We start from the raw sequence: 25,594 nt of genomic DNA, 5'->3' as shown, positions 1-25,594 counted from the left end.
GACCGCATGACCGACTTCTTTTTTCCGAACCCGGGCGACCTCGCGAGATGAGCGACGTCATCCTCGAAACACGCCAGCTCACCAAGGAATTCAAGGGGTTCACCGCGGTCAGCAAGGTCAACCTCTCGGTGGTGCGCGGCTCGATCCACGCACTCATCGGCCCCAACGGTGCCGGCAAGACCACCTGCTTCAACCTGCTCACGAAATTCCTGGAACCGACCACGGGCACGATCCTGTTCAACGGGCAGGACATCACCGGCGAACGCCCCGCGCAGATCGCACGGCGCGGCATCATCCGCTCGTTCCAGATATCGGCCGTGTTCCCGCACCTGACGTTGCTGGAGAACGTGCGCCTCGGCCTGCAGCGGCGCCTGGGCACCTCGTACCACTTCTGGAAGAGCGAGAAATCGCTCAAGCCTCTGGATGCCAGAGCCCGCGAGCTGCTGGCTGAAGTCGGCCTGGAGGAACTGGCCGACGAACAGACCGTGAACCTGCCTTACGGCCGCAAGCGGGCGCTCGAGATCGCCACCACGCTGGCGATGGAACCCGAGCTCATGCTGCTCGATGAGCCCACCCAAGGCATGGGCCACGAAGACGTGCACCGCGTGGCCGAGCTCATCAAGCGCGTGTCGGCCGGACGCACCATCCTGATGGTCGAACACAACATGAGCGTGGTCTCCACGATTGCCGACACCATCACCGTGCTGCAACGCGGCGCCGTACTGGCCGAAGGCCCCTACGCCGAAGTCTCGAAGAACCCGCAGGTGATGGAGGCCTACATGGGCACGACGGACGGCGAAATGCAGGGGGCTCACTGACATGACCGCTGCATTGGAGATCAAGGGCCTTCAAGCGTGGTACGGCGAATCGCACGTGCTGCATGGCGTGGACATGGTCGTGCAGCCCGGCGAAGTGGTCACGCTGCTGGGCCGCAACGGCGCGGGCCGCACCACCACGCTGCGCGCCATCATGGGCCTCACGGGCGCACGCAAGGGCAGCATCGAAGTCAACGGCAAGGAAACGATCGCGATGCCGACGCACCGCATCGCCCACCTCGGAATCGGCTACTGCCCGGAAGAGCGCGGCATCTTCGCGAGCCTCTCGTGCGAAGAAAACCTGCTGCTGCCGCCCGAACTCAAGGGCGCGGGCCCGGGCATGTCTGTCGAAGAGATCTACGCGATGTTCCCCAACCTGGCCGAGCGCCGCCACAGCCAGGGCACGCGCCTGTCGGGCGGCGAGCAGCAGATGCTGGCGGTGGCGCGCATCCTGCGCACGGGCGCCAAGCTGCTCTTGCTCGACGAGATTTCCGAAGGCCTCGCACCCGTCATCGTGCAGGCGCTGGCCCGCATGATCACCACGCTGCGCGCCAAGGGCTACACCATCGTGATGGTGGAGCAGAACTTCCGCTTCGCCGCGCCGCTGGCCGACCGCTTCTACGTGATGGAGCACGGCCGCATCGTGGAGAAGTTCGGCGCCGCCGAGCTCGAAGCCAAGATGCCGGTGCTCACCGAGCTGCTCGGCGTCTGAACCCCTCTCAAGCAAACACCCAAAGATTTTTCAGGAGACAAACACCATGAACAAGAAACTCGGCCTCATCGCCACCGCCGTCGCTGTCCTCGCCATGGGCGCGGGCGCCGCACAGGCTCAAGAGAAAGTGAAGATCGGCTTCGTCACCGACCTGTCGAGCCTGTACGCCGACCTCGAAGGCAAGGGCGGCGCCACCGCCATCCAGATGGCCATCGACGACTTCGGCGGCAAGGTGCTGGGCCAGCCCATCGAACTGCTGGTTGCAGACCACCAGAACAAGGCCGACATCGCCGCCTCCAAGGCCCGCGAGTGGGTCGACACCGCCGGCGTGACCATGATCTTCGGCGGCACCAATTCGGGCACCGCGCTCGCGACCGCCAAGGTGGCCGAAGAGAAGAAGCGCGTGTACTTCAACAACGGCGCCGGCAGCTCGGTGCTCACCAACGAGCAGTGCTCGCCCTACACCGTGCACTACGCCTACGACACCGTGGCGCTGGCCAAGGGCACCGGCGCGGCGGTCGTGGACCGTGGCGGCAAGAGCTGGTTCTTCCTGACCGCCGACTACGCCTTCGGCCACGCACTCGAATCCGACACCACCAAGGTGGTGAAGGAAAAGGGCGGCACGGTGGTGGGCGCGGTGCGCCATCCGCTGAACGCATCGGACTTCTCCTCTTTCCTGCTGCAGGCGCAGAACTCCAAGGCGCAGATCCTGGGCCTGGCGAACGCGGGCGGCGACACCATCAACGCGATCAAGGCGTCGAAGGAATTCGGCATCAACAAGACCATGAAGACCGCGGGCCTGCTGGTCTTTTTGAGCGACATCCACAGCCTGGGCCTGAAGAACACCGAAGGCCTGCTGCACACCACCAGCTGGTACTGGGACCTGAACGACGACACGCGCAAGTTCGCCAACCGCTTCTTCGAGAAGACCAAGCGCATGCCCACCGACGTGCAGGCCGCCGACTACTCGGCCACCACCACCTACCTGAAGGCCGTGGCGGCCGCCAAGACCACCGATTCCGACAAGGTGATGGCGCAGCTCAAGAGCATGAAGATCGACGACTTCTACGGCAAGGGCCAGATCCGCGCCGACGGCAGCTTCATCCACGACATGTACCTTGTCGAAGCGAAGTCGCCCGCCGAATCGAAGAAGCCGTGGGACTACCTGAAGGTGCTGAAGGTGCTGCCGGGTGACCAGGTCTTCACCACGAAGGCCGAAACGAAATGCGCCGCCTGGAAATAACGCAGTAGCGCGCTGACGCCTTTCGCGATTCACCCACCGAAGTCAACGAGGACCCTCCCATGAAACGCACGCTCATCGCTTCCGCCTGCCTGCTGGCCACCTGTCTCGTGGCCGCGGGCGCTGCCCAGGCGCAGGACAAGGTCAAGATCGGGTTCATCACCGACATGTCGAGCCTCTATGCGGACGTGGAGGGCAAGAACGGCGCCCTGGCGATCCAGATGGCGATCGACGACTTCGGCGGCAAGGTCAACGGCATGCCCATCGAACTGCTGTCGGCCGACCACCAGAACAAGGCCGACATCGCCGCCTCGAAGGCGCGCGAGTGGATCGACACGCAGGGCCTGACGATGCTGTTCGGCGGCACGAGTTCGGGCACCGGCCTCGCGATGGCGAAGGTGGCGCAGGAGAAGAAGCGCGTCTTCATCGTCAACGGCGCGGGCAGCTCGGCGCTCACAAACGAACAGTGCTCGCCCTACACCGTGCACTACGCCTACGACACCGTGGCGCTCGCCAAGGGCACCGGCAGCGCGGTGATCGCGCGCGGCGACAAGAGCTGGTATTTCCTCACCGCCGACTACGCCTTCGGCCAGGCCCTGGAAGCCGATGCCTCCAAGGTCGTGAAGGAAAAGGGCGGCACCGTGGTGGGCAGCGTGAAGCATCCGCTCAACACGTCGGACTTCTCTTCGTTCCTGTTGCAGGCGCAGAACTCCAAGGCGCAGGTGCTGGCGCTCGCCAATGCCGGCGGCGACACCATCAATTCGATCAAGGCTGCCAAGGAATTCGGCATCACCAAGTCGATGAAGATGGTGGGCCTGCTGGTGTTCGTGACCGACGTGCACAGCCTGGGACTGAAGAACACCGAAGGCCTCCTGCTCACCACCAGCTGGGACTGGAACCTCGACGACAAGACGCGCGCCTTCGGCAAGCGCTTCTTCGAGAAGACCAAGCGCATGCCCACCGACATCCAGGCGGCCGACTACTCGGCCACCATGACGTATCTCAAGGCCGTGCAGGCCGCCAAGACGGTCGATGCCGACAAGGTGATGGAAACGCTCAAGTCCACGCCCATCGACGACTTCTATGCCAAGGGCAACATCCGCGCCGACGGCCGCTTCGTGCACGACATGTACCTGGTGCAGGTGAAGTCGCCGGCCGAGTCGAAGCAGCCTTGGGATTACTACAAGGTGGTCCAGAAGCTCAAGGGCGAGGACGTCTTCACGACCAAGGCCGAGAGCAAGTGCGCCCTCTGGAAGTGATCTCCCGCGGGCGCCTTTGCGGCGCCCGGGTTCGTTGAAACGCTTATGAACATTTCCCTCCCCGCCTTGTTGAGCCAGCTCCTTCTGGGGCTGGTCAACGGCTCGTTCTACGCCATCCTGAGTCTCGGGCTGGCGGTGATCTTCGGTTTGCTCAACGTCATCAACTTCGCGCACGGCGCGCTGTTCATGCTGGGGGCCGTCCTGACCTGGATGGCCATGGAGTATTTCGGCATCAACTACTGGGTGATGCTGATCGCGGCACCCATCGTCATCGGCCTCTTCGGCGTGGTGATCGAGCGGCTGCTGCTGCGCTGGATCTACAAGCTGGACCATCTCTACGGCTTGCTGTTGACGCTCGGGCTCACGCTCCTGATCGAAGGCGTGTTCCGCTCGGTCTACGGCGTCTCGGGCCTGCCGTACGACGCGCCCGACGCGCTCTCCAGCGCCACCGACCTCGGCTTCATGGTGCTGCCCAACTACCGCGCCTGGGTGGTCGTCGCCTCGCTGGTGATCTGCTTTGCCACCTGGTACGTGATCGAGAAGACGCGCCTGGGTGCGTATCTGCGCGCCGGCACCGAGAACCCGCGCCTGGTGGAAGCCTTCGGCGTCAACGTGCCGCTGATGATCACGCTGACCTACGCCTTCGGCTGCGCGCTCGCGGCCTTCGCGGGCGTGCTGGCCGCACCGGTGATGCAGGTCTCGCCGCTGATGGGGCAGAACCTCATCATCGTGGTGTTCGCGGTGGTCGTGATCGGCGGCATGGGCTCGATCATGGGCGCCATCCTCACGGGCCTGGGCCTCGGCGTGATCGAAGGGCTCACCAAGGTTTTCTATCCAGAGGCATCGTCTACGGTTGTGTTCGTGATCATGGTCATCGTGCTGCTCATCCGCCCCGCCGGCCTGTTCGGCAAAGAGAAATAAGGCGGACGGCATGAACATGAAAAAGATCTCCACCGTCGTCTACGCGCTGCTGCTGGTCGCGCTCATCGCCGCGCCGTTCTTCGGCGCCTACCCGGTGTTCGTGATGAAGCTCATGTGCTTCGCGTTGTTCGCCGCGGCCTTCAACCTGCTCCTGGGTTTCACGGGTCTGCTGTCCTTCGGGCACGCGGCTTTCCTGGGCGGCTCCGCGTATGTGGCGGGCCATGCCATCAAGGTCTGGGGCCTCACCCCGGAACTCGGCCTCATCGCCGGCACTTTGAGCGGCGCCTTCCTCGGCTGGATCTTCGGCATCCTGGCCATCCGCCGGCAGGGCATCTACTTCGCGATGATCACGCTGGCGCTCGCGCAGATGATGTTCTTCGTCGCGCTGCAGGCCAAGTTCACCGGCGGCGAAGACGGCCTGCAGGGCGTGCCTCGCGGCAAGCTCTTCGGCGTCATCGATCTGTCGAACGACCTCACGATGTACTACGTCGCGCTGGTCGTCGTCGTGCTGGCCTTCCTCTTGATCGTGCGCACCATCCATTCGCCGTTCGGGCAGGTGTTGAAGGGCATCAAGGAAAACGAGCCGCGCGCGCTCTCGCTGGGCTACGACGTGAGCCGCTTCAAGCTGCTGGCCTTCGTGATCTCGGCCGCGCTCTCGGGCCTGGCGGGTTCGCTCAAGACGCTGGTGCTGGGTTTCGCGACGCTGTCGGACGTGCACTGGACCGCTTCGGGCCAGGTCATCCTGATGACGCTGGTGGGCGGCCTCGGCACGCTCTCGGGCCCCATCGTGGGTTCGGCGGTGGTGGTGCTGCTGGAGAACAAGATCGGCGAACTCGGCAACTTCCTCGCACGCATCACGACGGTGGACTGGTTCAACACGCTGGGCGAGTCGGTGACCATGGTCACGGGCCTGATCTTCGTGATCTGCGTGCTGGCGTTCCGCAAGGGGATCATGGGCGAGATCATTGCGTTCATCGACCGGCGACGCGCGAAGTAGCGGCACCGGGCAACGCCAAAAAAAGGGAGCTTTTCGAAGCTCCCTTTTTTATTGCCGTTGATCAGCAGTTGCCTTTTTTCGCCTGGCCGGGCGGGCAGAAATCGCCTCGGTCGCGGTCGTGCCCGCGATGGCCATGGCCATGGCCGCGGTCGTCGCGATCGTGCCGCCGAGGGCCGTCGCCCCAGTCGCGGCGGGCTTCGCGACGGGCCTCGCGGCGGCGCCAATCGCCTTCGGTCCAGCGCCAGCCGCCACGGTCTTCGACCCAGCGGCCCGGGGCGTAGGCGTAGCCTGCCCGCGCGGGCCGCCAGTCGCCGCGTCGCCACGCATACGCGCGGCCGTCCCAGGCCCAGCGGCCCGGCACCCAGACATAGCCGCCGCGCGGTGGCGGTGGTGCCTCGTAGCGTGGAGGTGGCGGCGCCACCATGACCAACCCGGGAACGTTGATGTTCACCGAGACCTGTGCGTTCGCGCCAAGAGGCGCGGCCAGCAATGCAAAAGCGCTGGCCAGGCCGAGCGCGGCGAATCGAATCTTCATGGATCCTCCAGTTTTCGTGGGTGTGCAAACCGCCAACGCATGCGGGGCACCGCCGGTTGTCAGGCCTTGCGCCAGTACCCGATGGCCTGCGCATGCACCCGAATAGAAACTACAGCCGCAGCGGCGCAGCGTATCCCGTCATCTCCAGATAGCCCCGACCCACGCGCTTCCCCTGTGGATCGAGCAGATCGCTGAGCCCCTCCCAGTACACGCCGCCGGTCGAACCCCGGCTGTCCAACTCCTGGTCGTCGAGCAGGGCGCGCACCTCGAAGTTGCCAGAGGACGTCTGCACGCGCCATTGCGTCGGGTACTTCGCCTGCGTGCGCGGACTGCTCCAGGCGTTGAGGCTTTCGAAGCGCACTTCGTCGTTCTTGAAGACGCGAAGAACACCGTCGCGCGTGCGGAACGAGCCGCCACCCCAGAGAGCGCTGCCATCCTTGCGGCGCAAATGAAAGGCCGTGAGCGCACTTCCGTCGTCGAGGTTCATGCCGATCCAGTCCCAGCCCACGGCCTCGGGGTGCATCAACGCCTCGCTCCATTCGTGGTCGAGCCAGGCGGTGCCATCGACCTCGAAAGCCTGGCCCTTGAGCGTGAGCTTGCCCTGCGTCTTGAGCTGCGGCTCGCTGTAGTAGTAGCTCGCCTGGGCTTCGTCGGGCCCCTTGCGCGAGAGACCTGCGTTGCCTTGCAGCAGCACCGGCTGCGTCGGCACGAAGCGCAGGTCGAGCGCGAACTCCCCGGCCGGAATGCGCGCCGCATAGCTGCCGTCCTTGCGCACCAGCGACCAGTCGCGCAGCCGCACCTCGGTGTCGGCCTCGCTGGCCGAGGCGACGCCGAAACCCGCGCGCGCGATGCGCTGGTCGTGCAGCAGCACGCGGCCTTCGAGGTCGGTGACGGCCGCATGCGCGAACACCAGGTTCTTCGCGGCAAAGGCCGAGCGCATGTTCTGCGTCGCGTCGATGCGCGAGCGGAAGAAGGTCACCTGAAAGCCGAACTCGCGCCCCGCTGCGTTCTTCGCGTGGCCGGTGATGTACCACCACTCGGTTTGCAGGTCGGGATGGCTGCCGAAGTCGCGCGGGAATTGCAGCGTGCGCGGAGGCAATGCCCAGCTTGCGGGCACTGCGGCCAGCGCGGCGAGCAGCAGGCTGCGCCGAGAGAGACCGAAAGCACCGGAAGGCGAAGGCATCACCCCGCCACCAGCGCATCGACGCGCTGCTGCGCAGGCCCGATGTCGCCGAACGCGTTCTTCACCCACGCCGCATCGTGGTAGCTCGGCAGGTAGCGCTCGCCCGAATCGCACAGCAGCGACAGGATCGAGCCTTGCCGCCCGGCCGCGCGCATTTCATCGGCCACGGCCAGCATGCCGATGAAGTTGGTGCCCGTCGACGGACCCACCTTGCGCCCGAGCAGCGCCGAGAGCGCATGCATCGCCGCCACCGAATCGAGATTGGGCACCTCGATCATGCGATCGACCAGCGTGCGGATGAAGCTCGGCTCCACGCGTGGCCGCCCGATGCCTTCGATGCGCGAGCCCACGGCCGTCAGCGTCGTATCGCCCGTGCGGTGATAGGCCGAGAACACCGAGCCTTCGGGGTCGGGCACGCACACCTGCGTGTCGTGGCAGCGGTAGCGCAGGTACCGGCCGATGGTCGCGCTGGTGCCGCCGGTGCCCGCGCCCACCACGATCCATTCCGGTATCGGATGCCGCTCGCGCGCCATCTGCTGGAACATGCTCTCGGCGATGTTGTTGTTGCCGCGCCAGTCGGTCGCGCGCTCGGCGTAGGTGAACTGGTCCATGTAGTGGCCGCCGGTGCGCTCGGCAAGCGCGCGGGCTTCCTCGTACACCTCTGCCGCATGGTCCACGAAGTGGCAGCTCGCGCCGTAGAAGGCGATCTGCGCGACCTTCTCGGGCGAGGTGCTGCGCGGCATCACCGCGATGAAGGGCAGGCCCAGCAGCCGCGCGAAGTAGGCCTCGCTCACCGCCGTCGAACCGCTTGAGGCCTCGACGATGGTCGTGCCCTCGCGCACCCAGCCGTTGCACAGCGCGTAGAGAAAGAGCGAGCGCGCGAGCCGGTGCTTGAGGCTGCCGGTCGGGTGGGTGGATTCGTCCTTCAGGTACAGGTCGATGCCCGCTGCCGCGAGTGCGGGCAGGGGGAGCGGAATCAGGTGCGTGTCGGCGCTGCGCTGGTAGTCGGCTTCGATGCGGCGGATGGCACTGCCGAGCCAGCCGCTGCAGGAAGGAGATGTGGGGGTGGGCTGCATAGCGCGCCAGTCTACAAGTCATGCCTTGTAACCGGGCCACCGGTGGAAATCGGGATACTGTGCGTTGCCATCCACAAGGCAGGAGACGAGACCCATGAAAAGAACGAGCCCGCGCCTCGCCGCGCGACGCATGCCGAACCATCGGCTTTCCCTCATCGGCGCACTTGCCGCCATCGCACTCGCAGGTTGTGCGTCCGGTCCTTCGGTCAGCGACACACCCAGCCGCCCCTCCTCATCCTTCGCCGTCCCCGGCCTCGAGAAGCCCGCCGAGGTGCTGGTCGACCGCTGGGGCGTGCCTCATCTCTATGCCGGCACGCTCTACGACGCCTTCGTGGCGCAGGGCTTCATCGCCGCGCGCGACCGGCTCTGGCAGATGGACCTGTGGCGCAAGCGCGGCCTCGGCGAAATGGCGAAAGACTTCGGCCCCGCCTGGGTCGAGAGCGACCGCGCCGCGCGCGCCGTGCTCTACCGCGGCGACATGTACCGCGAGTGGCTGGCCTACGGGTCGGACGCCAAGCGCGTGGCCGAGGCTTTCACGGCCGGCGTCAATGCCTATGTCGCGCAGGTTCGCGCGCAGCCCGCGCTGCTGCCCACCGAATTCGCATTGCTGGGCTACCAGCCGGCGATGTGGTCGCCCGAGGATGTGGTGCGCATCCGGCACCACGGGCTCACGCTCAATTTCACTTCAGAGGTCGACCGCGCACGCGCCTTCTGCGCCGGCGGCCCGGGCGTCAAGGCCGACTGGCTGCGCCGCGAACTCGATCCGCCGGTCACGCCCAAGGTGCCCGTGGGGTTCGACCCCTGCACCATCCCGGCGGCGGAACTGCGCGCGGCCTACCTGCGGGCGACCGATTCGCCGCGCTTCACCAAAGAGAACACGCGGGTCGGCATGAATGCGGGCGCACCTACCGCGCCAGTTGCCTTGTTGCCCGGCAGCGCCGAGTCCATCGCCGCAAAGGCCGAGCAGGACGAGGCGCAACAACAAGCCCTGCAGGGCGACCCCACGGGCGCGTACGGCAGCAACAACTGGGTCATCTCGCCGAAGCTCACGTCCACGGGCCGGCCCATCCTCGCGAACGATCCGCACCGCTCGCACGGCGCGCCGAGCCTGCGCTACATGACGCACCTGAGCGCACCCGGCATGGACGCCATCGGCGCGGGCGAGCCTTTCCTGCCGGGCCTGTCGATCGGCCACAACGGCACCATCGCCTTCGGCCTCACGCGCTTCTACATGGACCAGGAAGACCTGTACGTGTACCAGCTCAACCCGAAGAACCTCAACGAGTACCGCTACCAGGGCCGCTGGGAGCCGATGACCCGCGTGACCGAGCGCATCGCGGTGCGCGGCGAGAGCGCGCCGCGCGAGGTGGTCAACACCTTCACGCGCCACGGCCCCGTGCTGCTGTCCGAGCCCGGCAAGCGCCGCGCGTATGCATTGCGCGCCGCCTGGCTGGAGCCCGGCATGGCGCCGTACTTCGGTTCGATGGACTACATGCGCGCGCGCAACTGGGACCAGTTCCGCGCCGCGATGAACCGCTGGGGCGCGCCGGGCGAGAACCAGGTGTATGCCGACAGCAGCGGCAACGTCGGCTGGATTCCGGGCGGGCTCACGCCGATCCGGCCCAACTGGGACGGGCTCATGCCCGTGCCGGGCGACGGCCGCTACGAGTGGTCGGGCTTTCGCAACGGCGACGAACTGCCTTCGGAGTTCAACCCCGCGCGCGGCTACGTGGTGACCGCGAACGAGAACAACATTCCGCCCGACCATCCGGCCGCGAAGAAAGGCATCGGCTACGAGTGGAGCGATGCGGCCCGCGCACGGCGTTTGAAAGAGCTGTTCGCCGCGAAGGTGGCGGCGGGTTCGCGCTTCACCATCGAGGACTCCGAGCGCATGCAGAACGACATCGTCGCGACGCCCGCGCAGCGGCTCCTGAAGCTGCTGGCGGGCCTGCGCAGCGACGACGCGCAAACCGCAGCCGGCCTGCGCCTCCTGCAGAACTGGGACGGCACGATGGACCGCGACAGCGCCGCAGCCGCGCTCTACGAGGTGTGGAGCGGCAAGACCTTGCGCGCAGCGGTGCTCAAGGCTGGCGCGGGCGAGGTGGGGGCCACGTTGGCTGCGCCCGGTGACAACACGCGCATGGTGCTGCTGCTTGAAAACCCGTTTGGCTGGGTCTCCGATGCACAGCGCGACGCCTTGCTGCTGCAGACGCTGCCGCCCGCGATGCAGGAGCTCACCGCCAAGCTCGGGCCGGACACGACGGCCTGGAAGTGGGGCACGCTGCACCGCGCGGAGTTCCGCCATCCGCTGGCCGGCGTGGTCGATGCCGCCACGCGCAAGAAGCTCGACGTGGGCGACTGGCCGATGTCGGGCTCCAGCTTCACGCCGATGGCCGCGACCTACCGGGCCAGCGACTACAAGCTGACTTCGGGCGCGTCGTTCCGCATGGTGCTCGACGTGGGCAACTGGGACGCCTCGCGCGTCATCAACACGCCGGGCCAGTCGGGCAACCCGGACAGCCCGAACTACCGCGACCTTGCGCCGCTGTGGCTCGAAGGCAAGTACGTGCCGCTGGTCTACAGCCGCGGAGCGGTGGAGAAGGAAACGGTCGAACGCATCCAGCTCACGCCCGCAAAATAAGCGGCATGACCCTCGACGAACTCAACCGGAAATTTGCCGAAGTCCCCGCGCGCCACAAGGAGGTCTCGATCATCGCGAGCATGGATGACGAGCCCGCCCGGCCCAGCCGGCGCCTGATGGACATCGCTCTCCAGGCGGTTTCGGTGGCGATCGATGTGGCACTGCCCATCTACGAAGGCCGCGCGTCGAAGGAGCCGCACTGGTTCGACACCTGGCCCGGCGAGCACTACCGGTTGCTGGCCGCGCTGGTGCGCACGCTGAAGCCGAAGACGGTGATCGAGATCGGTACCTTCACCGGCATGGGCACGCTGGCGCTTGCGCAGGACCTGCAGCCTTCGGGCACGCTGACCACCTTCGATCTGCTGGCGTGGAACAGCTTCGCCGACACCTGGCTCGCACCTGCGGATTTCTCGGAAGGCCGCGTGCGTCAGGTGCTGCATGACATCTCCACGCCCGGCGGCATCGAGCCGCATCGCGCGCTGTTCGAGTCGGCCGACCTGATCTTTGTCGATGGGCCGAAGGACGGGCGGACCGAAGCGGACATCCTCGTCAATCTGAGCACGTTGAATCTGTCGCGCAATGTCGTGGTCGTGTTCGACGACATCCGCGTGGTGAACATGATCGACATCTGGCGCCGCGTCGCGCAGCCCAAGTTGGACCTGACATCCTTCGGCCACTGGAGCGGCACCGGCCTCATCGACTGGAACGGAACGTCCGATCTCTGAGCCGTGAAAGAGGAGGGGCTACCAGTCCTCTTTCACCGCCAGCACCACATCCTTGCCCGCGGCGGCCCGCCCCGCCAGCCACGCGGTGACGGTGCCGGCCACGACCACCGCACCGCACAGCGCGATCAACCGCGCCCACGGCACGAGCAGGTCCATCGTCCAGTGGAAGCTCTGCGGATTCACCACCTTCACGAGCACCACCGACACCGCGAGCCCGAGCACCAGCCCGGCGACGGCGCCGATGGCGGTCCATGCGGCGCCTTCGCCCGCTACCACCGCCAGCACTTGCCGCCGCGTGAACCCGAGGTGCGCAAGCAGGCCGAATTCCTTGCGCCGCGCGAGCACCTGCGCGCTGAAGCTCGCGGCGATGCCGAACAGGCCGATGGCGATGGCCACGGCCTGCAGCCAGTAGGTCACGGCGAAGCTGCGGTCGAAGATGCGCAGCGATGTCGCTCTGATCTGCCCGACCGAGGCGATCTCGACTGAATCGGGTGACCCGTCTGCCTGGCGCGCCGCAAGCGCGCGCACGGCGGTCTGCGTTTCGCCTTCTGATGCGCCCGGTGCGAGCCACAGCGAGATGTCGCTCACGTCGCGCTGGCCGGTGATGCGCTCGTAGTCGCGCGCATCCATCGTGATCGCGCCGAACTGCCGCGCGTAGTCGCGCCACACGCCGGCCACGAAATAGGTGTGCGTGGCTTTCGTCGGGAGCGCGCTGGCCGACAGCGCGACGGCCAGCGGCGCGAAGGCCGTGCCCGGCTTCGCGCCGTAGAGCTCCACCATCGGCTCGCTCACGTAGATGCCGATCTGCCCCGAGGGCACGGGCAATGCCGGCCCCACCAGCGGCAGCGATTGCGATGCGCTGCCTTCCAGGCTGCGCGCGATCAGCGTCACGGCGGGCTGCGCGGCATCGAGCTGCAGCGACTGCGTGCGCAACGTGCCCGTGCGCGCCACGCCGGGCAGTTGCGCCAGCGCCTGCACGAACGCGGGCGGAAAGGTTGCGGTGTCGGTGCTGCTGGTGCCGCCACTGTTGCCGCCGCGGCCGCCCGAGGTGGCGCGCACGTACAGGTCGGCGGGCAGCACCACGTCGAGCCAGTGCGTCACCGAATCGCGAAAGCTCGCGACCATCACCGTGAGCGCGACCGCGAGGCTCAGGCTCGCGACCACGCCGCTCACCGCCACGGCCGCCGTGCCGCGCATGCGCCGCGCGCGCTCGATGGCGAGCATCGGCAGCACGCGCTCGGCGAACGCGGGCGCGATGCGGTCATACAGCAATGCGATCAGCCAGGGCAGGGCGGTGATGCCGCCCACCAGCAGGCACGCCACCGAGAGGTACGCCGCCACTGGAATGCCGCCGATGGCCGGGATGTTCGCCAGCGCCGCACTGAGCGCGATCAGCCCGAGCGCGAGCCAATGGCTGCGGCTCTGCGTGGGCGCGGCGCCCAGGCCCTTGAGCGTCTGCGCCTCGGGCAGCGCCTGTGCGGCGCGCGCGGGCCACCAGCCGCCCACCAGCGCGGCCGCCACGCCGAGTCCGCCGTACAGCAACGCCGCGCTGCCGCTCCAATGCAGCTTGGGCGCGACGCCTTCGAAGTACCCACCGCCCAGGTCGCCGCCCAGCACCCGCAGCGCGAAGGCCGCGAGCGCGGTGCCGAGCGCAAGACCCGCGGCACTGCCGATCACGCCGAGGACCAGTGATTCGGCGAGCACCAGCCGCAGCCGTTCGCGCGGCGTGAGGCCGAGCACGCCGAGCAGCGCGAACTGCTGCGCCCGCTTGGCGACGCTGAGCGCGAGCACAGAGAACACGAGGAACGCACCTGTAAAAAGCGCCACCAGCGCCAGCACCGTGAGGTTGACGCGGTAGGCGCGCGACAGATTGCTCACGCGCTCGGCCGCATCGCCGGGCTCCGCGAACTGCACGCCCGCGGGCCAGCCGGGGGACTTCTGCAGCGCATCGATGAAGGCTGCGCGGTCGGTGCCTGGCGCGAGCCGCAGGTCGATGCGGCTCAGGCGCCCGGCCTGGTCGAACAGGTCCTGCGCGGCCGCGATGTCTATCACCGCGAGCGCCGTGCCGCTGGCGGCGACGTGGCCTGCCACGCCGAGGCGGTGCCATGTGGCGCCGCTGCGCAATTGCACCGTCTCGGTGGTGTCGCCGCCGGCTTGCGCGGGCAGGCCGAGCACGCTGCGCGCTGCGGCGTTGAGGAAGACATGACCCGGCGCGAAGAGCGCGAAGCGGTCCGCTCCGGCCGCGGGCTGCGGCATCAGCGCGGGCGCGATGGTCGGGAGCACCAATGCATCGACGCCGATCACGCGCATCGGCACTTGCCGTTCGCCGCTGGCGAGGGCCAGGCCCTGAAATTCGAGCACCGGGCTCGCGAGCGTCACCTGCGGATGCCGCGCCAGTTGCGCGAACACGGCTTCGTCGAAGCCGCCTTGCACCGCGCGCACTTCGAGATCCGGCTGGCCGTTGACAGATCGCACCGCGCTGGAGAACTCATCGAGCGCCGAGGCGTTGATGAGCTGCACCGAGAACGCGAGCGCCACGCCCAGCATCACGGCCAGCACGGCCGCCGCGTTGCGCCAGGGGTGGTGGCGCAGTTCCTGCCAGGAGAAGGTGGTGAGCAATGCACGCATTCAGCGATTGTGGCCGCGGGACGCCTTTGTTACATCGACGTGGCACGATGGCGCCTCTTTCGATGACGCCCCGAGGAATTCGACGATGCGGCTCCTGCCCCCAGCCTTGTCCACAGACATGTTCCCGGTGATGCGCCGCCGCTGGTTCGCGGCCTGGCTTCTTGCCCCGCTGCTGGCCGGCAGCGCGGCCGCGCAGCTCCAGCCGCCGCAGCCGCCACAGCAGTTGCCGCCGCCGCTGTCCTTGGCGAGCGACCCGGCGGTGCTGGCCAAGGCCGCGCTCGGTGCCGAGCGCGGAACGCTTGTCGTCGGTCTGCTGCGCAACGGCAAGGCCTCGTACGGCGCGGCCTACAACCCCGAGCCGCTCTCGCCCTCGCGCCCCATCGAGCCCAACAGCGCCGAGCAGCCGATGTTCGAGATCGGCTCGGTCACCAAGGTCTTCACCGGCCTCCTGCTGGCGCAGGCGGTGGAGCGCGGCGACCTCAAGCTCGACGACACCGTGGGCAAGGTGCTCGCGGGCAAAGTTCAGGGCGTGCCGCCCGCGGCGGCCGCGGTGACGCTGAAGCAGCTCGTCACGCACACGGGCTGCATGCCCGTGATGGCCGACGGCGTGAAGGGCGGTGCACCGCTGGCCGAGCAGCTGCGCACTTTCGACAGGCCGATGTTCTGGGCCGCGCTCTCGCGCATCAAGCTCACCGCGCCGGCGGCGCCGTGCGAAGCCGCGTACAGCAACTTCGGCATGGCGCTGCTCGGGCAGTTGCTGGCCGAGCGCTACAACACCTCGTGGGGCGAGCTGGTGCGCGCGCGCATCACCGAGCCGCTGGGCATGAACGACACCGTGATCCCGCTCGGCGACAAGGCTTCGCGCATGGCTCCGGCCTTCGCCGGCGACCGCCGCCAGCCGCTGCTGGACATGGTGGCCTACGCACCGGCCAGCGCGCTGCGCTCGACGGCGGCCGACATGATGACCTTCAGCCGAGCCGTCCTCGCCGGCGCCAGCGGCCCGCTGGGCCCGGCCGCCGCACGCATGCTCACGCCGCTCGCGCACTATGAGGGCGCCGAGATCGGCTATGCGGTGATGGTGCGCGGCCCCGAGGGCGGGCGCCGCACTTATTGGCACGCGGGCCTCACCGAGGGCTATCGCACGCTGTGGCTGATCGCGCCGGACACCGGCGAAGCGCTCATCGTGCTCAGCAGCAACGCGCGCGCGCCGCTGCAGCCGGTGATGCTGGCCATCGGCAAGAGCCGCTATCCGGTGTCGACGACCGAAGTGCCGGTCGATCCGAAGCGGCTGGAGGACTACAAGGGCGAGTACCGCATCAGCAAGACGAAGGCGCTGGGCTTCACGGTGCGCAATGGGCGGTTGCTGGTGCGGGAGACGGGGCGCGGGTACAACGCGCTCGTGCCGACGGGGACTGACCGTTTCGCGGTGGCCACCATCGGCGCGCAGATCGTGTTCCAGCGCGGTGATGGCAATGCAGTGGTGGGGGTGACGCTGGCGCAAGGGGGCAGCCAGCTCGAGGGGCGGCGGGTGGGCGAGGCGGTCGCCGTGCCGCAGCAGGAATAAGAAGAGACGCGCTACTCAAAGCCGCTGCGACATCGCATTGAGATACGCCCGCACCGCCGCATTCGCACTCAACCCGATTGCGCGGTCATAAGCCTGCCGCGCCGCTGCACGCGCGCCACCGGCCGCGAGCAGATGCGCACGCGCCGCCCAGAACGGTTGGTAGCTCGCCACCTCGTCCGCAGGAATCGCCTCCAGCGCCCGCAACCCGATCTCTGGCCCGCGCGCATTCGCAAGCGCGCAGGCGCGGCTGACCTGCGCGCCGATGCTGGGCCGCAGCGCCAGCAGGCCTTCGTACAGCGACACCAGCACCTCGGGAGCCACCGGCGCGCCCACGCGCCGTTCGCAATGGGCCGACTGGATGGCCGCCTCCAACTGGTACGCCCCGAGGGACTTCATCTCCGATGCCAGCCGCAGGCACCGCTCGGCTTCCGCGAGCAGGTCCGGGTCCCAGCGCAAGGTGTCCTGCTGGTCGAGCGGCACATACGCCCCGGTCTCGCTGCGCCGGGCGGCGGCGCGGCTTTCGCAGAAGAGCATCAGCGCGCGAAGGCCAAGCGGTTCGGGTTCGTCGGGCATCAGGTGGAAGAGGATGCGGCCCAGGTCGATGGCTTCGGACGTGAGGCCGCGCGGCAGCGCATCGGCGCCATCGACGTCGTCCCAGCCGGTGCCGTAGGCGGCGTAGATGCCGTCGAGCACGTCCTGCAGGCGCTGCGGCAGGTCGCGCGCTTCCGGGTATTCGAAGGGAATGCCCGCCGCACGGATGCGCGCCTTGGCCCGCACCAGCCGCTGGCCGAGCGTGGAGGGCGCGGTGAGAAAGGCGCCGGCCATGCGCGCCGCATCCAGGCCGAGCACGGTCTGCAGCATCAGCGGCGCGCGGGCCGCGACGTCGATAGCCGGGTGCGCGCAGACGAAGAGCAGGCGCAGCCGCTCGTCGGGCACGGCGGTGCCTTCGGCGCTGGCCTCGTCCATCTCGCCGGCCAGGAGCAGCAGGGTCTGGGTGGCCTGGTCCTGCACGCGCGAATGGCGCCAGGCGTCGAGCTTGCGGTGCCGCGCCACGCTCAGGAGCCACGCATCGGGTTGGTCCGGAATGCCGTCGGCCGGCCAGCGTTCGAGCGCGCGCGCGAACGCGTCGGCGAGCGCGTCTTCGGAGGCGGCGATGTCGTGCGTGCGCGCCGACAAGATCGCCAGCAGCCGGCCGTACGACTCGCGCGCCGCCTTCTCGGCGGCCTGATGAGCCGCCGGGTCGTTCACGATGTGGCTGCCGTGGCCGTGAAGACCGGCCGTACCTCCACGCCCCCGCTGCTGGCGCAGGGCGCGCGCGCGGCCCATTCGAGCGCGGTATCGAGGTCGGGCACGTCGACCACGAAGTAGCCGCCGAGCTGCTCCTTGGTGTCGGCAAAAGGGCCGTCCTGCACCTGGCGCTTGTCGCCGCGCACGCGCAGGGTGGTGCCGGTCATGGGCGGGAAGAGGCCGTGGCCGCCGAGCGCGACGCCCGACTGGCGCACCGCGTCGGCATACGCGACCCAGCTGGACCGATAGGCCTGGGACGAGGCGTCGTCGCGCTGTTCGAATTCGGCCGCGGGCTGATAGAACATCAACATGTACTGCATGGTGTCTCTCCGTGAAGGAAAAGCTTGCTGAGCAAGAGCGCTCACCACAATGACGGCCCGCCGCCGATCATTTCGACACGGAAGCTCCGTGTCGTGCAGATTATTTTTTACGCGAAATTCGTTTGGCGCAACGGTTGCGCTACCTACTTCTTTCGGCTGGTACGCCTTTAGGCTGCCCGGGTCTGGACAGCCGCCGAGAACATGCTTTCCATCTCGCTGCGCAGCTTGTAGGCGGCGGTCGAGGTGTCGATCGCCACGTCGGCCCAGCTCAGGCTCTGGCCCTTTTTCACCGGCCGCACGAGCTTGACGTTGTGGGCCAGCCCGAGCGGCAGGCCGCCCAGTCGCAGCGACCGCTCGGCCGGCAGCAGCTTGCCCCAGACGGTGTAGCCGCCTTCGCCGTCGAGCATCTCGCCCGCGGCGAGGTCGCGCTTGGCGGTGGCGACCACGTCGGCGTTCCAGCAGGTGGCCACGCCGGTCGCTTCGCCGCGCAGCGCCACGCTCGCGACCGACATGCCGACCTCCAGGCCGATGAGGTGCCAGCGCTTGTAGAGCGTGAAGTAGCGCCCGCTCGGGTCGGTGTGGGCGTTGTATTCCTCGAAGCAGTTCTTGATGTAGTCGGTCTCGGCCTCGACCGTGACCCACACGCCCATGCGGATGTCGTAGGGAATCTTTCTGCCGTCGGCTTCGAGCGAGGAGATCACCTCGACCATGCCCTTGCGCTCCAGCACGCCGCCTTCGCTCTTCGGGCGGGTGACGAAGGGAATGTCTTCCACGCTCGCGGGCGGGTAGAGCAAACCGTCCGATGGCACGCCGAGGCCGGTGGCGTTGGCCACTGCCGAGCTTTCTATGGAGGGCTTGGAGCCATCGAGAAAGCTGTTGAACATCTTCGGGTTGAGCCCGCCGCGCAGCGCCTGCTCGGGCGTGAGGCCGTAGTTGCCCCACACCGTCTCGGGCGTGGATTCGGTGAAGTGCGGCAGCCACTTGTGGCCGCGACCGGCCGCCACCACCGGAAAGCCGCAGGTGCGGGCCCAGTCGACCAGGTCGCAGATGAGCGCCGGCTGGTCGCCGAAGGCCAGCGAATAGATCACGCCGGCCTGCTGCGCCTTGTGCGCGAGCAGCGGGCCGCAGAAGGCGTCGGCTTCCACCGTCACGTTGACCACGTGCTTGCCGTGCGCGAAGGCATCGAGGCAGTGATCGACGGCGGCGATGGGGTGGCCGGTGCACTCGACCACGATGTCGATGGAAGGCTCGCGCGTCACGGCCTGCCAGTTGTCGGTGATCCAGGTGTTGCCGGTCTTGATGGCTTCCTGTACCGAGCCTGCGGCGGTGCGTTCGGGCTTCCAGCCGACGCGCGCAAGGTTCACGCGGGCCGCATCGGGCGACAGGTCGGCAATCGCGACGAGCTGCACGCCGGGCGTGCGCGGGATCTGCGCGAGGTACATCGAGCCGAATTTGCCGGCGCCGATCAGGCCGATGCGGATGGGTCGGCCTTCGGCGGCGCGCTGCTGCAGGCGGGTGTGGAGGCTCATGGGTCAGGCCTCCGCGGTGTCGAGGACTTCGAGCGAGGTCTGCAGGGCGCTCTCGGGCAGACCGTTCTTCCAGGGCACATCGACGGGGTAGGTCTTCAGCAGGCAGTCGTCGGGCAGCATCTCGATGGGCGTGAAGTCGCGATGCGCGATGTACTCGGGGCGCTTGTGGCGACGGATGTGGTTGCTGACGGCGCACAGGCTCAGGTACACCGCCACGCGGTTGAAGGGCGAGAGGTTGCTGCCCGAGGCATGCACGAGGCAGCTGTGGAAGAGGATCATCGAACCGGCCGGGCCCTTGGGCGAGACGATGCCGCCTTCCTTGCCGCCGGCTCGATCCACGAGTTGCGCGATCAGGTCGTTGTCCACGGTCCAGAGCGGATAGCTCGTCGTCGTGAGGTCATGCTTCGCATCGACCACGCCCTTGCGGTGGCTGCCCGGAATGAACATCAGCGGTCCGTTGTGCTCGTTCACGTCGTCCAGAAAAATCGCCACGTTCATCGCGCGCTCGGTGGGCATCAGGTCGTCGTTGAGCCAGGTGCCGTAGTCCTGGTGCCACTGCCAGACCTGGCCTTCGAAGGCCATCTTTCCGTTGATCTTGAACTGGTGCATGTAGACCTCTTCCTCGAAGAGGTCCATCACCGGGCCGACCATGCGCGGATGGCGCGCGAGCCTGGCGAAGGGCTCGCTGATGAGGTGCGCGGCGAAGTTCGTGCGCACGGCGTCGGAGCCTTTCTCGCGCACGTTGAAGGCCTCGCGCTTGCTGTAGAGATCGGGCACCGCATCGGTCAGCGTCTTCGTCTCTTCGGGCGAGAAATGGCCGGGGAAGAACAGGTAGCCGTCGCGCTCGAACTGCGCGCGTTGCTCGGGGGTCAGCTTCATGCCTTGTCTCCTTTGTGGGCTTTGTGGGTGGGGGTGTCGGTTGCGTTGCGGGCCTGCTGTTGCGTCAGGCGACGGGCCAGTGCCTCGCTGGCCTGCGCGACGTGCTCTTCGCTCAGGCGCGCGGCGCGGTCTGGGTTGCCTGCCGCGATGGCGTCGGCGATGGCTTCGTGCTCGTCCCACAGCGATTCGCGCTGGGGCTCGGCCTGCAGCACTGCGCCCATCGCACGGCGGAGGTGCCGCCAGTGCGGATCGGCGCTCTGGCCGATCAGCGGGTTGCCCGAGGCGTCGTAGATCGCGCGGTGAAAGGCCACGTCGGCATCGATCATGGCTTCGACATTGCGCCCGCGCGCGGCGCGCCGGCCGCGTTCGATGAGCTTGGGGTCGATGCGAAAACGCTGCTGCGCCGCGAGCCGCGCGGCCAGCACGTCGAGCACGCCGCGCACCTGGTAGATGTGGCGCATGCCCTCGGCATCGAGCGGCGCCACCAGCACGCCGCGGCCGGGCGCGTCGTGCACGAAGCCGTCTTTCTTCAGGAGGCGCAGCGCCTGCAGCACCGGCTGGCGCGACACCGAGAGGCGCTGCGCGATGTCTTCCTGCGTGATGCGCTCGCCCGGCGCCAGCGAGCCGCTGCTGATGGCGCCGAGCAGGGCGCGATAGACCTGGTCGACAAGGTCGGGCGCGACTTCGATGCTGACGAGCTGGGCGGGCATGGGGTGGCTTTCTTTGAACTCTGTATACAGAGTACGAACTTCTGTGCCGTCGCACCAACCGGGTTTTTACCCATGGGGGCTGCAAAAAAACGTAAGCCACCGCTAAGCTCGAACCATGCAACTCCCTACCTACGACGACGTCACCGCCGCGGCCGCGCGGCTCGAAGGCCATGCCCACCGCACGCCGGTGCTGCAATCGACCACCGCCAATGAGCGCTGGGGCGCGCAGTTCTTCTTCAAGTGCGAGAACTTCCAGCGCATGGGCGCGTTCAAGTTCCGCGGTGCGTTCAACGCGCTTTCCAAATTCGATGCCGAGCAGCGCAAGGGCGGCGTCATCGCCTTCTCGTCGGGCAACCACGCGCAGGCCATCGCGCTGTCGGCGCGGCTCCTGTCGATGCCCGCCGTGATCGTGATGCCCAAGGACGCGCCGGCCGCCAAGGTCGCGGCCACGCAGGGCTACGGTGCCGAAGTGGTGCTGTACGACCGCTTCACCGAAGACCGCGAGGCGCTCACGAAGAAGCTCGCACAGGAACGCGGCATGACGATGATTCCGCCGTACGACCACCCCGATGTGCTCTCGGGGCAGGGCACGGCGGTGAAGGAACTGATCGAGGAGACGGGGCCGCTCGACCATCTGTTCGTGTGCCTGGGCGGCGGCGGGCTGCTGTCTGGCTCGGCGCTGTCGGCGCGTGCGCTGTCGCCCGATTGCAAGATCTGCGGCGTGGAGCCCGAGGCGGGCAACGACGGGCAGCAGTCGTTTCGCACGGGGAAGATCGTGCACATCGAAACGCCCAAGACCATCGCCGATGGCGCGCAGACGCAGCACCTGGGCCAGTACACGTTCGGGATCATCCAGCGCGATGTGAACGACATCTTCACGGTGACCGACGATCAGCTCGTCGAGGCGATGCGCTTCTTCGCCGAGCGCATGAAGATGGTGGTGGAGCCGACGGGGTGCCTTGCCTTCGCGGGTGCCATTGCGGCAGGCAAGGCGATCGCGGGTCAGCGCGTGGGTATCGTGATCAGCGGCGGCAACGTCGACCTGTCGCGCTACGCGGCGCTGCTCGCTTAAATCTCATTCCCTGCTGCGTTCCTCATCCCGGCCTGCGTTCGAAAGGAAGGGGCTGTTCACGCTGAGCTTGTCGAAGCGCCGCGCGAGGCTTCGACAAGCTCAGCCCGAACGGGTTTGGAAGATCGAACGGGTTTGCAAGATCGAACGGGTTTGCAAGATCGAACGGGTTTGCAAGATCGAACGGGTTTGCAAGATCGAACGGGTTTGGAAGATCGAACGGGTTTGCAAGATCGAACGCAGTCTCGTATCAGGCGCGGATGCCTGCGGCCGTCAGGTGCAGCAGGCGGTCCGCACGGGCGGCGGCGCTTTCGGAGTGCGTCACCAATACCAGCGAGGCGCCGTGCTCGCGGGTCTGGCCGATCAGCAGTTCCATCACCTTCGCGGCCGTGGTCGGATCGAGGTTGCCCGTGGGCTCGTCGGCGAGCAGCAGCGCGGGCCGGTGCACCAGCGCGCGCGCAATCGCCACGCGCTGCAACTGACCACCCGAAAGCGTCTGCGGCAGCCGCGCACCCATGCCGGGCAGGCCGACCGCATCGAGCATGTGCGCGACGCGGCCATCGTCTTTTTTCTTCTCGCCGAGCAGCATCAGCGGCAGCGATATGTTCTGCGCCACGTCGAGATGCGGCAGCACATGGAAGGCCTGGAACACGAAGCCGACGTGCTTGCGTCGCCAGAGCGCGCAGGCCTCGCCGTCGAGCGCGCCGATGTCGGTGCCGTCGTGCGTCACCGTGCCCTGGTCCCAGCTGTCGAGGCCTGCCATGCAGTTGAGCAGCGTCGACTTGCCCACGCCCGACTCGCCCACGATGGCGACGAACTCGCCGGGCTGGACATCCAGCGTCACGTTTTCGAAGACCGGCGCTTCGCCGTAGTGCTTGCCGAGGTTGGAAATGCGCAGCGTCATCCGGCTTGGGTGGTCTTGGCAATCAGTTGAACGGCGGTCTGCACCGCATCGGGTGCGTCGCAGGCGATCACGGTGCGCTGCGGCATGCTGCGCAGCCAGGTGATCTGCCGCTTGGCGAGTTGGCGCGTGGCGGCGATGCCGCGCTCGCGCAGGTCTTGCATGGCCCGGGCATCGGGAGCGGAGGTGCCGCAGGCGTCGAGCGTTTCCCACGCCTGCCGGTAGCCGACGCAGCGCATCGAGGGCAGGTCGGTTGAAAGATCGCCGCGCGCGCGCAGCGCTTTCACTTCGTCGAGAAAACCGGCGGCGAGCATCGCGTCGAAGCGATCGGCGATGCGTGCATGGAGCCACGCGCGGTCGGTGGGTTCTAGCGAGAAAAGCACGCCGCCGTCCACGGCTTTCGCCGTCTTGTTGTCGCTCGCGTGAAAGCTCGAGAGCGGCTGACCGCTGCTTTCCCACACCTCGAGCGCGCGCTGGATCCGTTGGCTGTCTTGCGGGGCGAGGCGCGCGGCAGTCACGGGGTCGACCTCGGCGAGCCGTGCGTGCATTGCGGGCCAGCCCAGTTCGGCGGCTTGTGCGTCGATGCGCGCGCGCACCGCAGCATCGGCGGCGGGCATCGCGTCGATGCCGTCGAACAGCGCCTTGAAATACAGCATCGTGCCGCCCACCAGCAGCGGCAGCGCGCCGCGCGAGCGGATTTCGTCGATGAGCCGCGTCGCATCGGCCACGAAGGCTGCGGCGCTGTAGCTCTCGCGTGCATCGAGGATGTCGATCAGGTGGTGCGGCACGGCAGCCTGCTCGGCCGCGGTGGGCTTGGCCGTGCCGATGTCCATGCCGCGGTAGACGAGCGCGGAATCGACCGAGATGATTTCGACCGGCTGGCGCTGTGCAAGGGCCAATGCTGCGGCTGTCTTGCCCGAGGCCGTAGGGCCGGCGAGCGCCACATAGCGCGGCAAGCCGGAAGGCGCAGCGGCAAGCGATGCCGGAGGTGCGGCCTCGGAGGCCGGTGCGTAGCGGGGAAACATGGTGCGCCGAGGGTAGCAAATGGCGCGCGCCCGCCGGCAGGAAGGGCGCGGATGACCCTAGGTCGTTTCGCGCATCCGCCGTATATCGCGCAGCGGCGGCGCGCCGAACAGGCGCGCGTATTCGCGGCTGAATTGCGAGGCGCTCTCATAGCCCACGCGCACGCCCGCGGTGCCGGCGTCGATGCCCTGGTTCAGCATCAACTGCCGCGCTTCTTGCAGGCGCAACTGCTTCAGGTACTGCATCGGGCTCATGCCCGCCACGGCGCGGAAGTGCTGCCTGAACGTCGAGGGGCTCATGTGCACGGACGCGGCCAGGTCGTCCGCCAGCACCGGCTGCGTGAAGTTCACCTTCAGCCAGGCCATGCTCTGCACCACCTGCTGGCTCGGCGAGCCGACCGCCACGAGGCGCTGCAGTTGCGGGCCGTGGCGCCCGGCCAACAGCCGCACGAGGATTTCGCGCTGCAAGAGCGGCGCGAGCTGCGGCAGCAACCGGGGCTCGTCGATCAGTTCGACGAGCCGCGTCACCGCGCCCAGCAGCGTCGCATCGAGGGCGCCGAGCGACATGGCACGGTAGCTGGAGTCCTTGCCCGGATGGGGCAGGGCCATCTCGGCAGCCGCCTGCACCACGGTGCGCGGATCGAGCCGGAGCATGAGGCCCATGAAGGGCTGCGCGGGGCTCGCATGGGTGATGTGCGTCACCACGGGCAGATCGGCGGTCGTCAGCAGCGACTGGCCCGCCGAATAGTCGAACACCTCCTCGCCGAGCGCCACGCGCTTCTGCCCGCTCACCGTGATGCCCACGCCGAAGCCGTAGAGGCAATGCATCGGTTCGGTCGTGGCGCTGCGGCGGTGCAGCGAGAGCTCGGGAATGGCCGTGAGGTAGTCGCCGTCGCTTTGCGCAATGCGCTCGACCGCCCGCGCCAGCTTGCTCAGGACGCCCGACTCTTCCTGCCTCGCCGGCTGTGCCGCTTCCATCTGAATCCTTTCGAATGACGCCAGCGAAAAAGTCTAGCTGGCGCATCTCGTGCGCCACGCGTTTTCGGCGCAGTCTCGTTGTTTCAGGCAAGAACACGCGCGGATTGGGCAAACGGCGGACGGGCCTTCGCCCGACACTGGGCCGCGATGTGCCGGCGCGCGTGCGGTGTCATGCGCCGAGAGCCATCCGTCGATTCAGACAACTCTCTTTCCCACGAGGCCACGATGAAAACAGAAACGACCCACTCCCCGCGAAAGCAGCCGCGCGCGCTCGTCGCCTCCCTGGCCATGGTCCTGGGGCTAGGCGCAAGCGCGCTATGGCCCCTGCACGCCGGCGCGAGTCTCGCGCTGGCGCAGAAGTACTCATGCGTCGCATGCCACCAGCCCGCCACCAAGGTGGTGGGCCCGTCGTGGAAGGACATCGGCGCGAAGTACGGCGACGGCAAGGGCACGGCTGCACAACTGGCCGCCAGCATCAAGGCCGGCAGTTCCGGCAAATGGGGCCCGATGCCGATGCCGCCACAGGCCCAGGTCCCCGATGCCGATCTGCAGGCACTCGCGCAGTGGCTGCTCGACGGCGCCAAGTAAACAGAGATTCCACCC

Annotated in this window: 23 protein-coding genes; 11 read left to right on the top strand and 12 right to left on the bottom strand. The window is 67.8% G+C overall.

Annotated features, from left to right (window positions below; translation table 11 throughout):
• The first annotated feature begins 47 nt into the window (after window positions 1–47).
• The 6 genes from VARPA_RS19965 to VARPA_RS19940 all read left to right on the top strand — a co-directional run bounded on the left by VARPA_RS19965 (window position 48) and on the right by VARPA_RS19940 (window position 5,944).
• A complete protein-coding gene (locus VARPA_RS19965; protein WP_013542391.1) occupies window positions 48–818 on the top strand; it encodes an ABC transporter ATP-binding protein in 771 nt (256 codons plus the stop codon).
• A 1-nt stretch (window position 819) separates the two neighbouring features.
• Window positions 820–1,527, top strand: a complete 708-nt coding sequence (locus VARPA_RS19960; protein WP_013542390.1) for an ABC transporter ATP-binding protein — start codon at window positions 820–822, stop codon at window positions 1,525–1,527.
• 94 nt (window positions 1,528–1,621) lie between these two features.
• A complete protein-coding gene (locus tag VARPA_RS19955; protein ID WP_234975106.1) occupies window positions 1,622–2,770 on the top strand; it encodes an ABC transporter substrate-binding protein in 1,149 nt (382 codons plus the stop codon).
• A 59-nt stretch (window positions 2,771–2,829) separates the two neighbouring features.
• The gene (locus VARPA_RS19950) at window positions 2,830–4,026 is read left to right on the top strand and encodes an ABC transporter substrate-binding protein (protein WP_013542388.1); all 1,197 of its coding nucleotides are present in this window, start codon (window positions 2,830–2,832) and stop codon (window positions 4,024–4,026) included.
• A gap of 45 nt (window positions 4,027–4,071) precedes the next feature.
• On the top strand, window positions 4,072–4,947 hold the full coding sequence (locus VARPA_RS19945; protein WP_013542387.1) for a branched-chain amino acid ABC transporter permease: 876 nt from the start codon (window positions 4,072–4,074) through the stop codon (window positions 4,945–4,947).
• A gap of 10 nt (window positions 4,948–4,957) precedes the next feature.
• Window positions 4,958–5,944, top strand: a complete 987-nt coding sequence (locus tag VARPA_RS19940) for a branched-chain amino acid ABC transporter permease (protein ID WP_013542386.1) — start codon at window positions 4,958–4,960, stop codon at window positions 5,942–5,944.
• A 61-nt stretch (window positions 5,945–6,005) separates the two neighbouring features.
• Here the strand turns inward: VARPA_RS19940 and VARPA_RS19935 are convergent, their stop codons facing one another.
• The 3 genes from VARPA_RS19935 to VARPA_RS19925 all read right to left on the bottom strand — a co-directional run bounded on the left by VARPA_RS19935 (window position 6,006) and on the right by VARPA_RS19925 (window position 8,738).
• A complete protein-coding gene (locus VARPA_RS19935) occupies window positions 6,006–6,479 on the bottom strand; it encodes a YXWGXW repeat-containing protein (protein WP_013542385.1) in 474 nt (157 codons plus the stop codon).
• Between the two features lie 109 nt (window positions 6,480–6,588).
• On the bottom strand, window positions 6,589–7,662 hold the full coding sequence (locus VARPA_RS19930) for a lipocalin-like domain-containing protein (protein ID WP_013542384.1): 1,074 nt from the start codon (window positions 7,660–7,662) through the stop codon (window positions 6,589–6,591).
• Window positions 7,662–8,738 carry a PLP-dependent cysteine synthase family protein gene (locus tag VARPA_RS19925; protein WP_013542383.1) on the bottom strand — a complete coding sequence of 359 codons (1,077 nt, stop codon included), beginning with the start codon at window positions 8,736–8,738 and terminating at the stop codon, window positions 7,662–7,664. The genes VARPA_RS19930 and VARPA_RS19925 overlap by 1 nt, the downstream gene beginning before the upstream one ends.
• Before the next feature lie 94 nt (window positions 8,739–8,832).
• Between VARPA_RS19925 and VARPA_RS19920 the strand changes: the two genes are divergently transcribed.
• Together VARPA_RS19920 and VARPA_RS19915 are read left to right on the top strand one after the other, a co-directional pair.
• The gene (locus VARPA_RS19920; RefSeq protein WP_013542382.1) at window positions 8,833–11,379 is read left to right on the top strand and encodes a penicillin acylase family protein; all 2,547 of its coding nucleotides are present in this window, start codon (window positions 8,833–8,835) and stop codon (window positions 11,377–11,379) included.
• Window positions 11,380–11,384: 5 nt separating this feature from the next.
• Window positions 11,385–12,104, top strand: a complete 720-nt coding sequence (locus tag VARPA_RS19915; RefSeq protein ID WP_013542381.1) for an O-methyltransferase — start codon at window positions 11,385–11,387, stop codon at window positions 12,102–12,104.
• Window positions 12,105–12,122: 18 nt separating this feature from the next.
• On the opposite strand, the gene VARPA_RS19910 is transcribed toward VARPA_RS19915, so the two are convergent.
• Entirely contained in the window at window positions 12,123–14,732 is a 2,610-nt protein-coding gene (locus tag VARPA_RS19910) for an FtsX-like permease family protein (RefSeq protein ID WP_013542380.1), read from the bottom strand.
• Between the two features lie 85 nt (window positions 14,733–14,817).
• On the opposite strand from VARPA_RS19910, the gene VARPA_RS19905 reads away from it, so the two are divergent.
• Complete coding sequence (locus tag VARPA_RS19905; protein ID WP_013542379.1) at window positions 14,818–16,296, top strand: serine hydrolase domain-containing protein; 1,479 nt, start codon at window positions 14,818–14,820, stop codon at window positions 16,294–16,296.
• A gap of 15 nt (window positions 16,297–16,311) precedes the next feature.
• Here VARPA_RS19905 and VARPA_RS19900 read toward each other — a convergent pair whose 3' ends face one another.
• From VARPA_RS19900 to VARPA_RS19880, 5 genes are all read right to left on the bottom strand, one after another.
• The gene (locus tag VARPA_RS19900; RefSeq protein WP_013542378.1) at window positions 16,312–17,544 is read right to left on the bottom strand and encodes an RNA polymerase sigma factor; all 1,233 of its coding nucleotides are present in this window, start codon (window positions 17,542–17,544) and stop codon (window positions 16,312–16,314) included.
• Window positions 17,541–17,903: a YciI family protein gene (locus VARPA_RS19895; RefSeq protein ID WP_013542377.1), complete on the bottom strand. Its 363-nt coding sequence runs from the start codon at window positions 17,901–17,903 to the stop codon at window positions 17,541–17,543. Before VARPA_RS19895 ends, VARPA_RS19900 begins: the two co-directional genes overlap by 4 nt.
• A 167-nt stretch (window positions 17,904–18,070) precedes the next feature.
• Window positions 18,071–19,432 carry an NAD(P)H-dependent oxidoreductase gene (locus tag VARPA_RS19890; RefSeq protein WP_013542376.1) on the bottom strand — a complete coding sequence of 454 codons (1,362 nt, stop codon included), beginning with the start codon at window positions 19,430–19,432 and terminating at the stop codon, window positions 18,071–18,073.
• Window positions 19,433–19,435: 3 nt separating this feature from the next.
• Window positions 19,436–20,311 carry a phytanoyl-CoA dioxygenase family protein gene (locus tag VARPA_RS19885; RefSeq protein ID WP_013542375.1) on the bottom strand — a complete coding sequence of 292 codons (876 nt, stop codon included), beginning with the start codon at window positions 20,309–20,311 and terminating at the stop codon, window positions 19,436–19,438.
• Window positions 20,308–21,021, bottom strand: coding sequence for a GntR family transcriptional regulator (locus VARPA_RS19880; RefSeq protein ID WP_013542374.1), 714 nt, complete (start codon window positions 21,019–21,021; stop codon window positions 20,308–20,310). The genes VARPA_RS19885 and VARPA_RS19880 overlap by 4 nt, the downstream gene beginning before the upstream one ends.
• A gap of 115 nt (window positions 21,022–21,136) precedes the next feature.
• Between VARPA_RS19880 and VARPA_RS19875 the strand changes: the two genes are divergently transcribed.
• The gene (locus tag VARPA_RS19875; RefSeq protein WP_013542373.1) at window positions 21,137–22,093 is read left to right on the top strand and encodes a threo-3-hydroxy-L-aspartate ammonia-lyase; all 957 of its coding nucleotides are present in this window, start codon (window positions 21,137–21,139) and stop codon (window positions 22,091–22,093) included.
• Between the two features lie 247 nt (window positions 22,094–22,340).
• On the opposite strand, the gene VARPA_RS19870 is transcribed toward VARPA_RS19875, so the two are convergent.
• Genes VARPA_RS19870 through VARPA_RS19860 form a run of 3 tightly spaced genes read right to left on the bottom strand, consistent with a single transcriptional unit; the run spans window position 22,341 to window position 24,991 of the window.
• Entirely contained in the window at window positions 22,341–22,994 is a 654-nt protein-coding gene (locus VARPA_RS19870; protein WP_013542372.1) for an ABC transporter ATP-binding protein, read from the bottom strand.
• Complete coding sequence (miaA, locus tag VARPA_RS19865) at window positions 22,991–24,016, bottom strand: tRNA (adenosine(37)-N6)-dimethylallyltransferase MiaA (protein WP_013542371.1); 1,026 nt, start codon at window positions 24,014–24,016, stop codon at window positions 22,991–22,993. The genes VARPA_RS19870 and miaA overlap by 4 nt, the downstream gene beginning before the upstream one ends.
• A gap of 57 nt (window positions 24,017–24,073) precedes the next feature.
• Window positions 24,074–24,991, bottom strand: a complete 918-nt coding sequence (locus VARPA_RS19860; protein WP_013542370.1) for an AraC family transcriptional regulator — start codon at window positions 24,989–24,991, stop codon at window positions 24,074–24,076.
• Window positions 24,992–25,216: 225 nt separating this feature from the next.
• Here VARPA_RS19860 and VARPA_RS19855 point away from each other — a divergent pair, with 225 nt between their 5' ends.
• A complete protein-coding gene (locus tag VARPA_RS19855) occupies window positions 25,217–25,579 on the top strand; it encodes a c-type cytochrome (protein ID WP_013542369.1) in 363 nt (120 codons plus the stop codon).
• Window positions 25,580–25,594: the final 15 nt, after the last annotated feature.

Source organism: Variovorax paradoxus EPS, assembly GCF_000184745.1.
Lineage (GTDB): Bacteria > Pseudomonadota > Gammaproteobacteria > Burkholderiales > Burkholderiaceae_C > Variovorax > Variovorax paradoxus_C.
The sequence above is the reverse complement of the archived record's forward strand: the minus strand, read 5'-3'. Positions and strand labels throughout refer to the sequence as shown.

Excerpts from the sequence above, each read along its gene's own strand:
- VARPA_RS19965 (WP_013542391.1), top strand. The coding sequence starts at position 48 with ATGAGCGACGTCATCCTCGAAACACGCCAGCTCACCAAGGAATTCAAG.
- VARPA_RS19960 (WP_013542390.1), top strand. The coding sequence starts at position 820 with ATGACCGCTGCATTGGAGATCAAGGGCCTTCAAGCGTGGTACGGCGAA.
- VARPA_RS19955 (WP_234975106.1), top strand. The coding sequence starts at position 1,622 with ATGGGCGCGGGCGCCGCACAGGCTCAAGAGAAAGTGAAGATCGGCTTC.
- VARPA_RS19950 (WP_013542388.1), top strand. The coding sequence starts at position 2,830 with ATGAAACGCACGCTCATCGCTTCCGCCTGCCTGCTGGCCACCTGTCTC.
- VARPA_RS19945 (WP_013542387.1), top strand. The coding sequence starts at position 4,072 with ATGAACATTTCCCTCCCCGCCTTGTTGAGCCAGCTCCTTCTGGGGCTG.
- VARPA_RS19940 (WP_013542386.1), top strand. The coding sequence starts at position 4,958 with ATGAACATGAAAAAGATCTCCACCGTCGTCTACGCGCTGCTGCTGGTC.
- VARPA_RS19935 (WP_013542385.1), bottom strand. The coding sequence starts at position 6,479 with ATGAAGATTCGATTCGCCGCGCTCGGCCTGGCCAGCGCTTTTGCATTG.
- VARPA_RS19930 (WP_013542384.1), bottom strand. The coding sequence starts at position 7,662 with ATGCCTTCGCCTTCCGGTGCTTTCGGTCTCTCTCGGCGCAGCCTGCTG.
- VARPA_RS19925 (WP_013542383.1), bottom strand. The coding sequence starts at position 8,738 with ATGCAGCCCACCCCCACATCTCCTTCCTGCAGCGGCTGGCTCGGCAGT.
- VARPA_RS19920 (WP_013542382.1), top strand. The coding sequence starts at position 8,833 with ATGAAAAGAACGAGCCCGCGCCTCGCCGCGCGACGCATGCCGAACCAT.
- VARPA_RS19915 (WP_013542381.1), top strand. The coding sequence starts at position 11,385 with ATGACCCTCGACGAACTCAACCGGAAATTTGCCGAAGTCCCCGCGCGC.
- VARPA_RS19910 (WP_013542380.1), bottom strand. The coding sequence starts at position 14,732 with ATGCGTGCATTGCTCACCACCTTCTCCTGGCAGGAACTGCGCCACCAC.
- VARPA_RS19905 (WP_013542379.1), top strand. The coding sequence starts at position 14,818 with ATGCGGCTCCTGCCCCCAGCCTTGTCCACAGACATGTTCCCGGTGATG.
- VARPA_RS19895 (WP_013542377.1), bottom strand. The coding sequence starts at position 17,903 with ATGCAGTACATGTTGATGTTCTATCAGCCCGCGGCCGAATTCGAACAG.
- VARPA_RS19890 (WP_013542376.1), bottom strand. The coding sequence starts at position 19,432 with ATGAGCCTCCACACCCGCCTGCAGCAGCGCGCCGCCGAAGGCCGACCC.
- VARPA_RS19885 (WP_013542375.1), bottom strand. The coding sequence starts at position 20,311 with ATGAAGCTGACCCCCGAGCAACGCGCGCAGTTCGAGCGCGACGGCTAC.
- VARPA_RS19880 (WP_013542374.1), bottom strand. The coding sequence starts at position 21,021 with ATGCCCGCCCAGCTCGTCAGCATCGAAGTCGCGCCCGACCTTGTCGAC.
- VARPA_RS19875 (WP_013542373.1), top strand. The coding sequence starts at position 21,137 with ATGCAACTCCCTACCTACGACGACGTCACCGCCGCGGCCGCGCGGCTC.
- VARPA_RS19870 (WP_013542372.1), bottom strand. The coding sequence starts at position 22,994 with ATGACGCTGCGCATTTCCAACCTCGGCAAGCACTACGGCGAAGCGCCG.
- miaA (WP_013542371.1), bottom strand. The coding sequence starts at position 24,016 with ATGTTTCCCCGCTACGCACCGGCCTCCGAGGCCGCACCTCCGGCATCG.
- VARPA_RS19860 (WP_013542370.1), bottom strand. The coding sequence starts at position 24,991 with ATGGAAGCGGCACAGCCGGCGAGGCAGGAAGAGTCGGGCGTCCTGAGC.
- VARPA_RS19855 (WP_013542369.1), top strand. The coding sequence starts at position 25,217 with ATGAAAACAGAAACGACCCACTCCCCGCGAAAGCAGCCGCGCGCGCTC.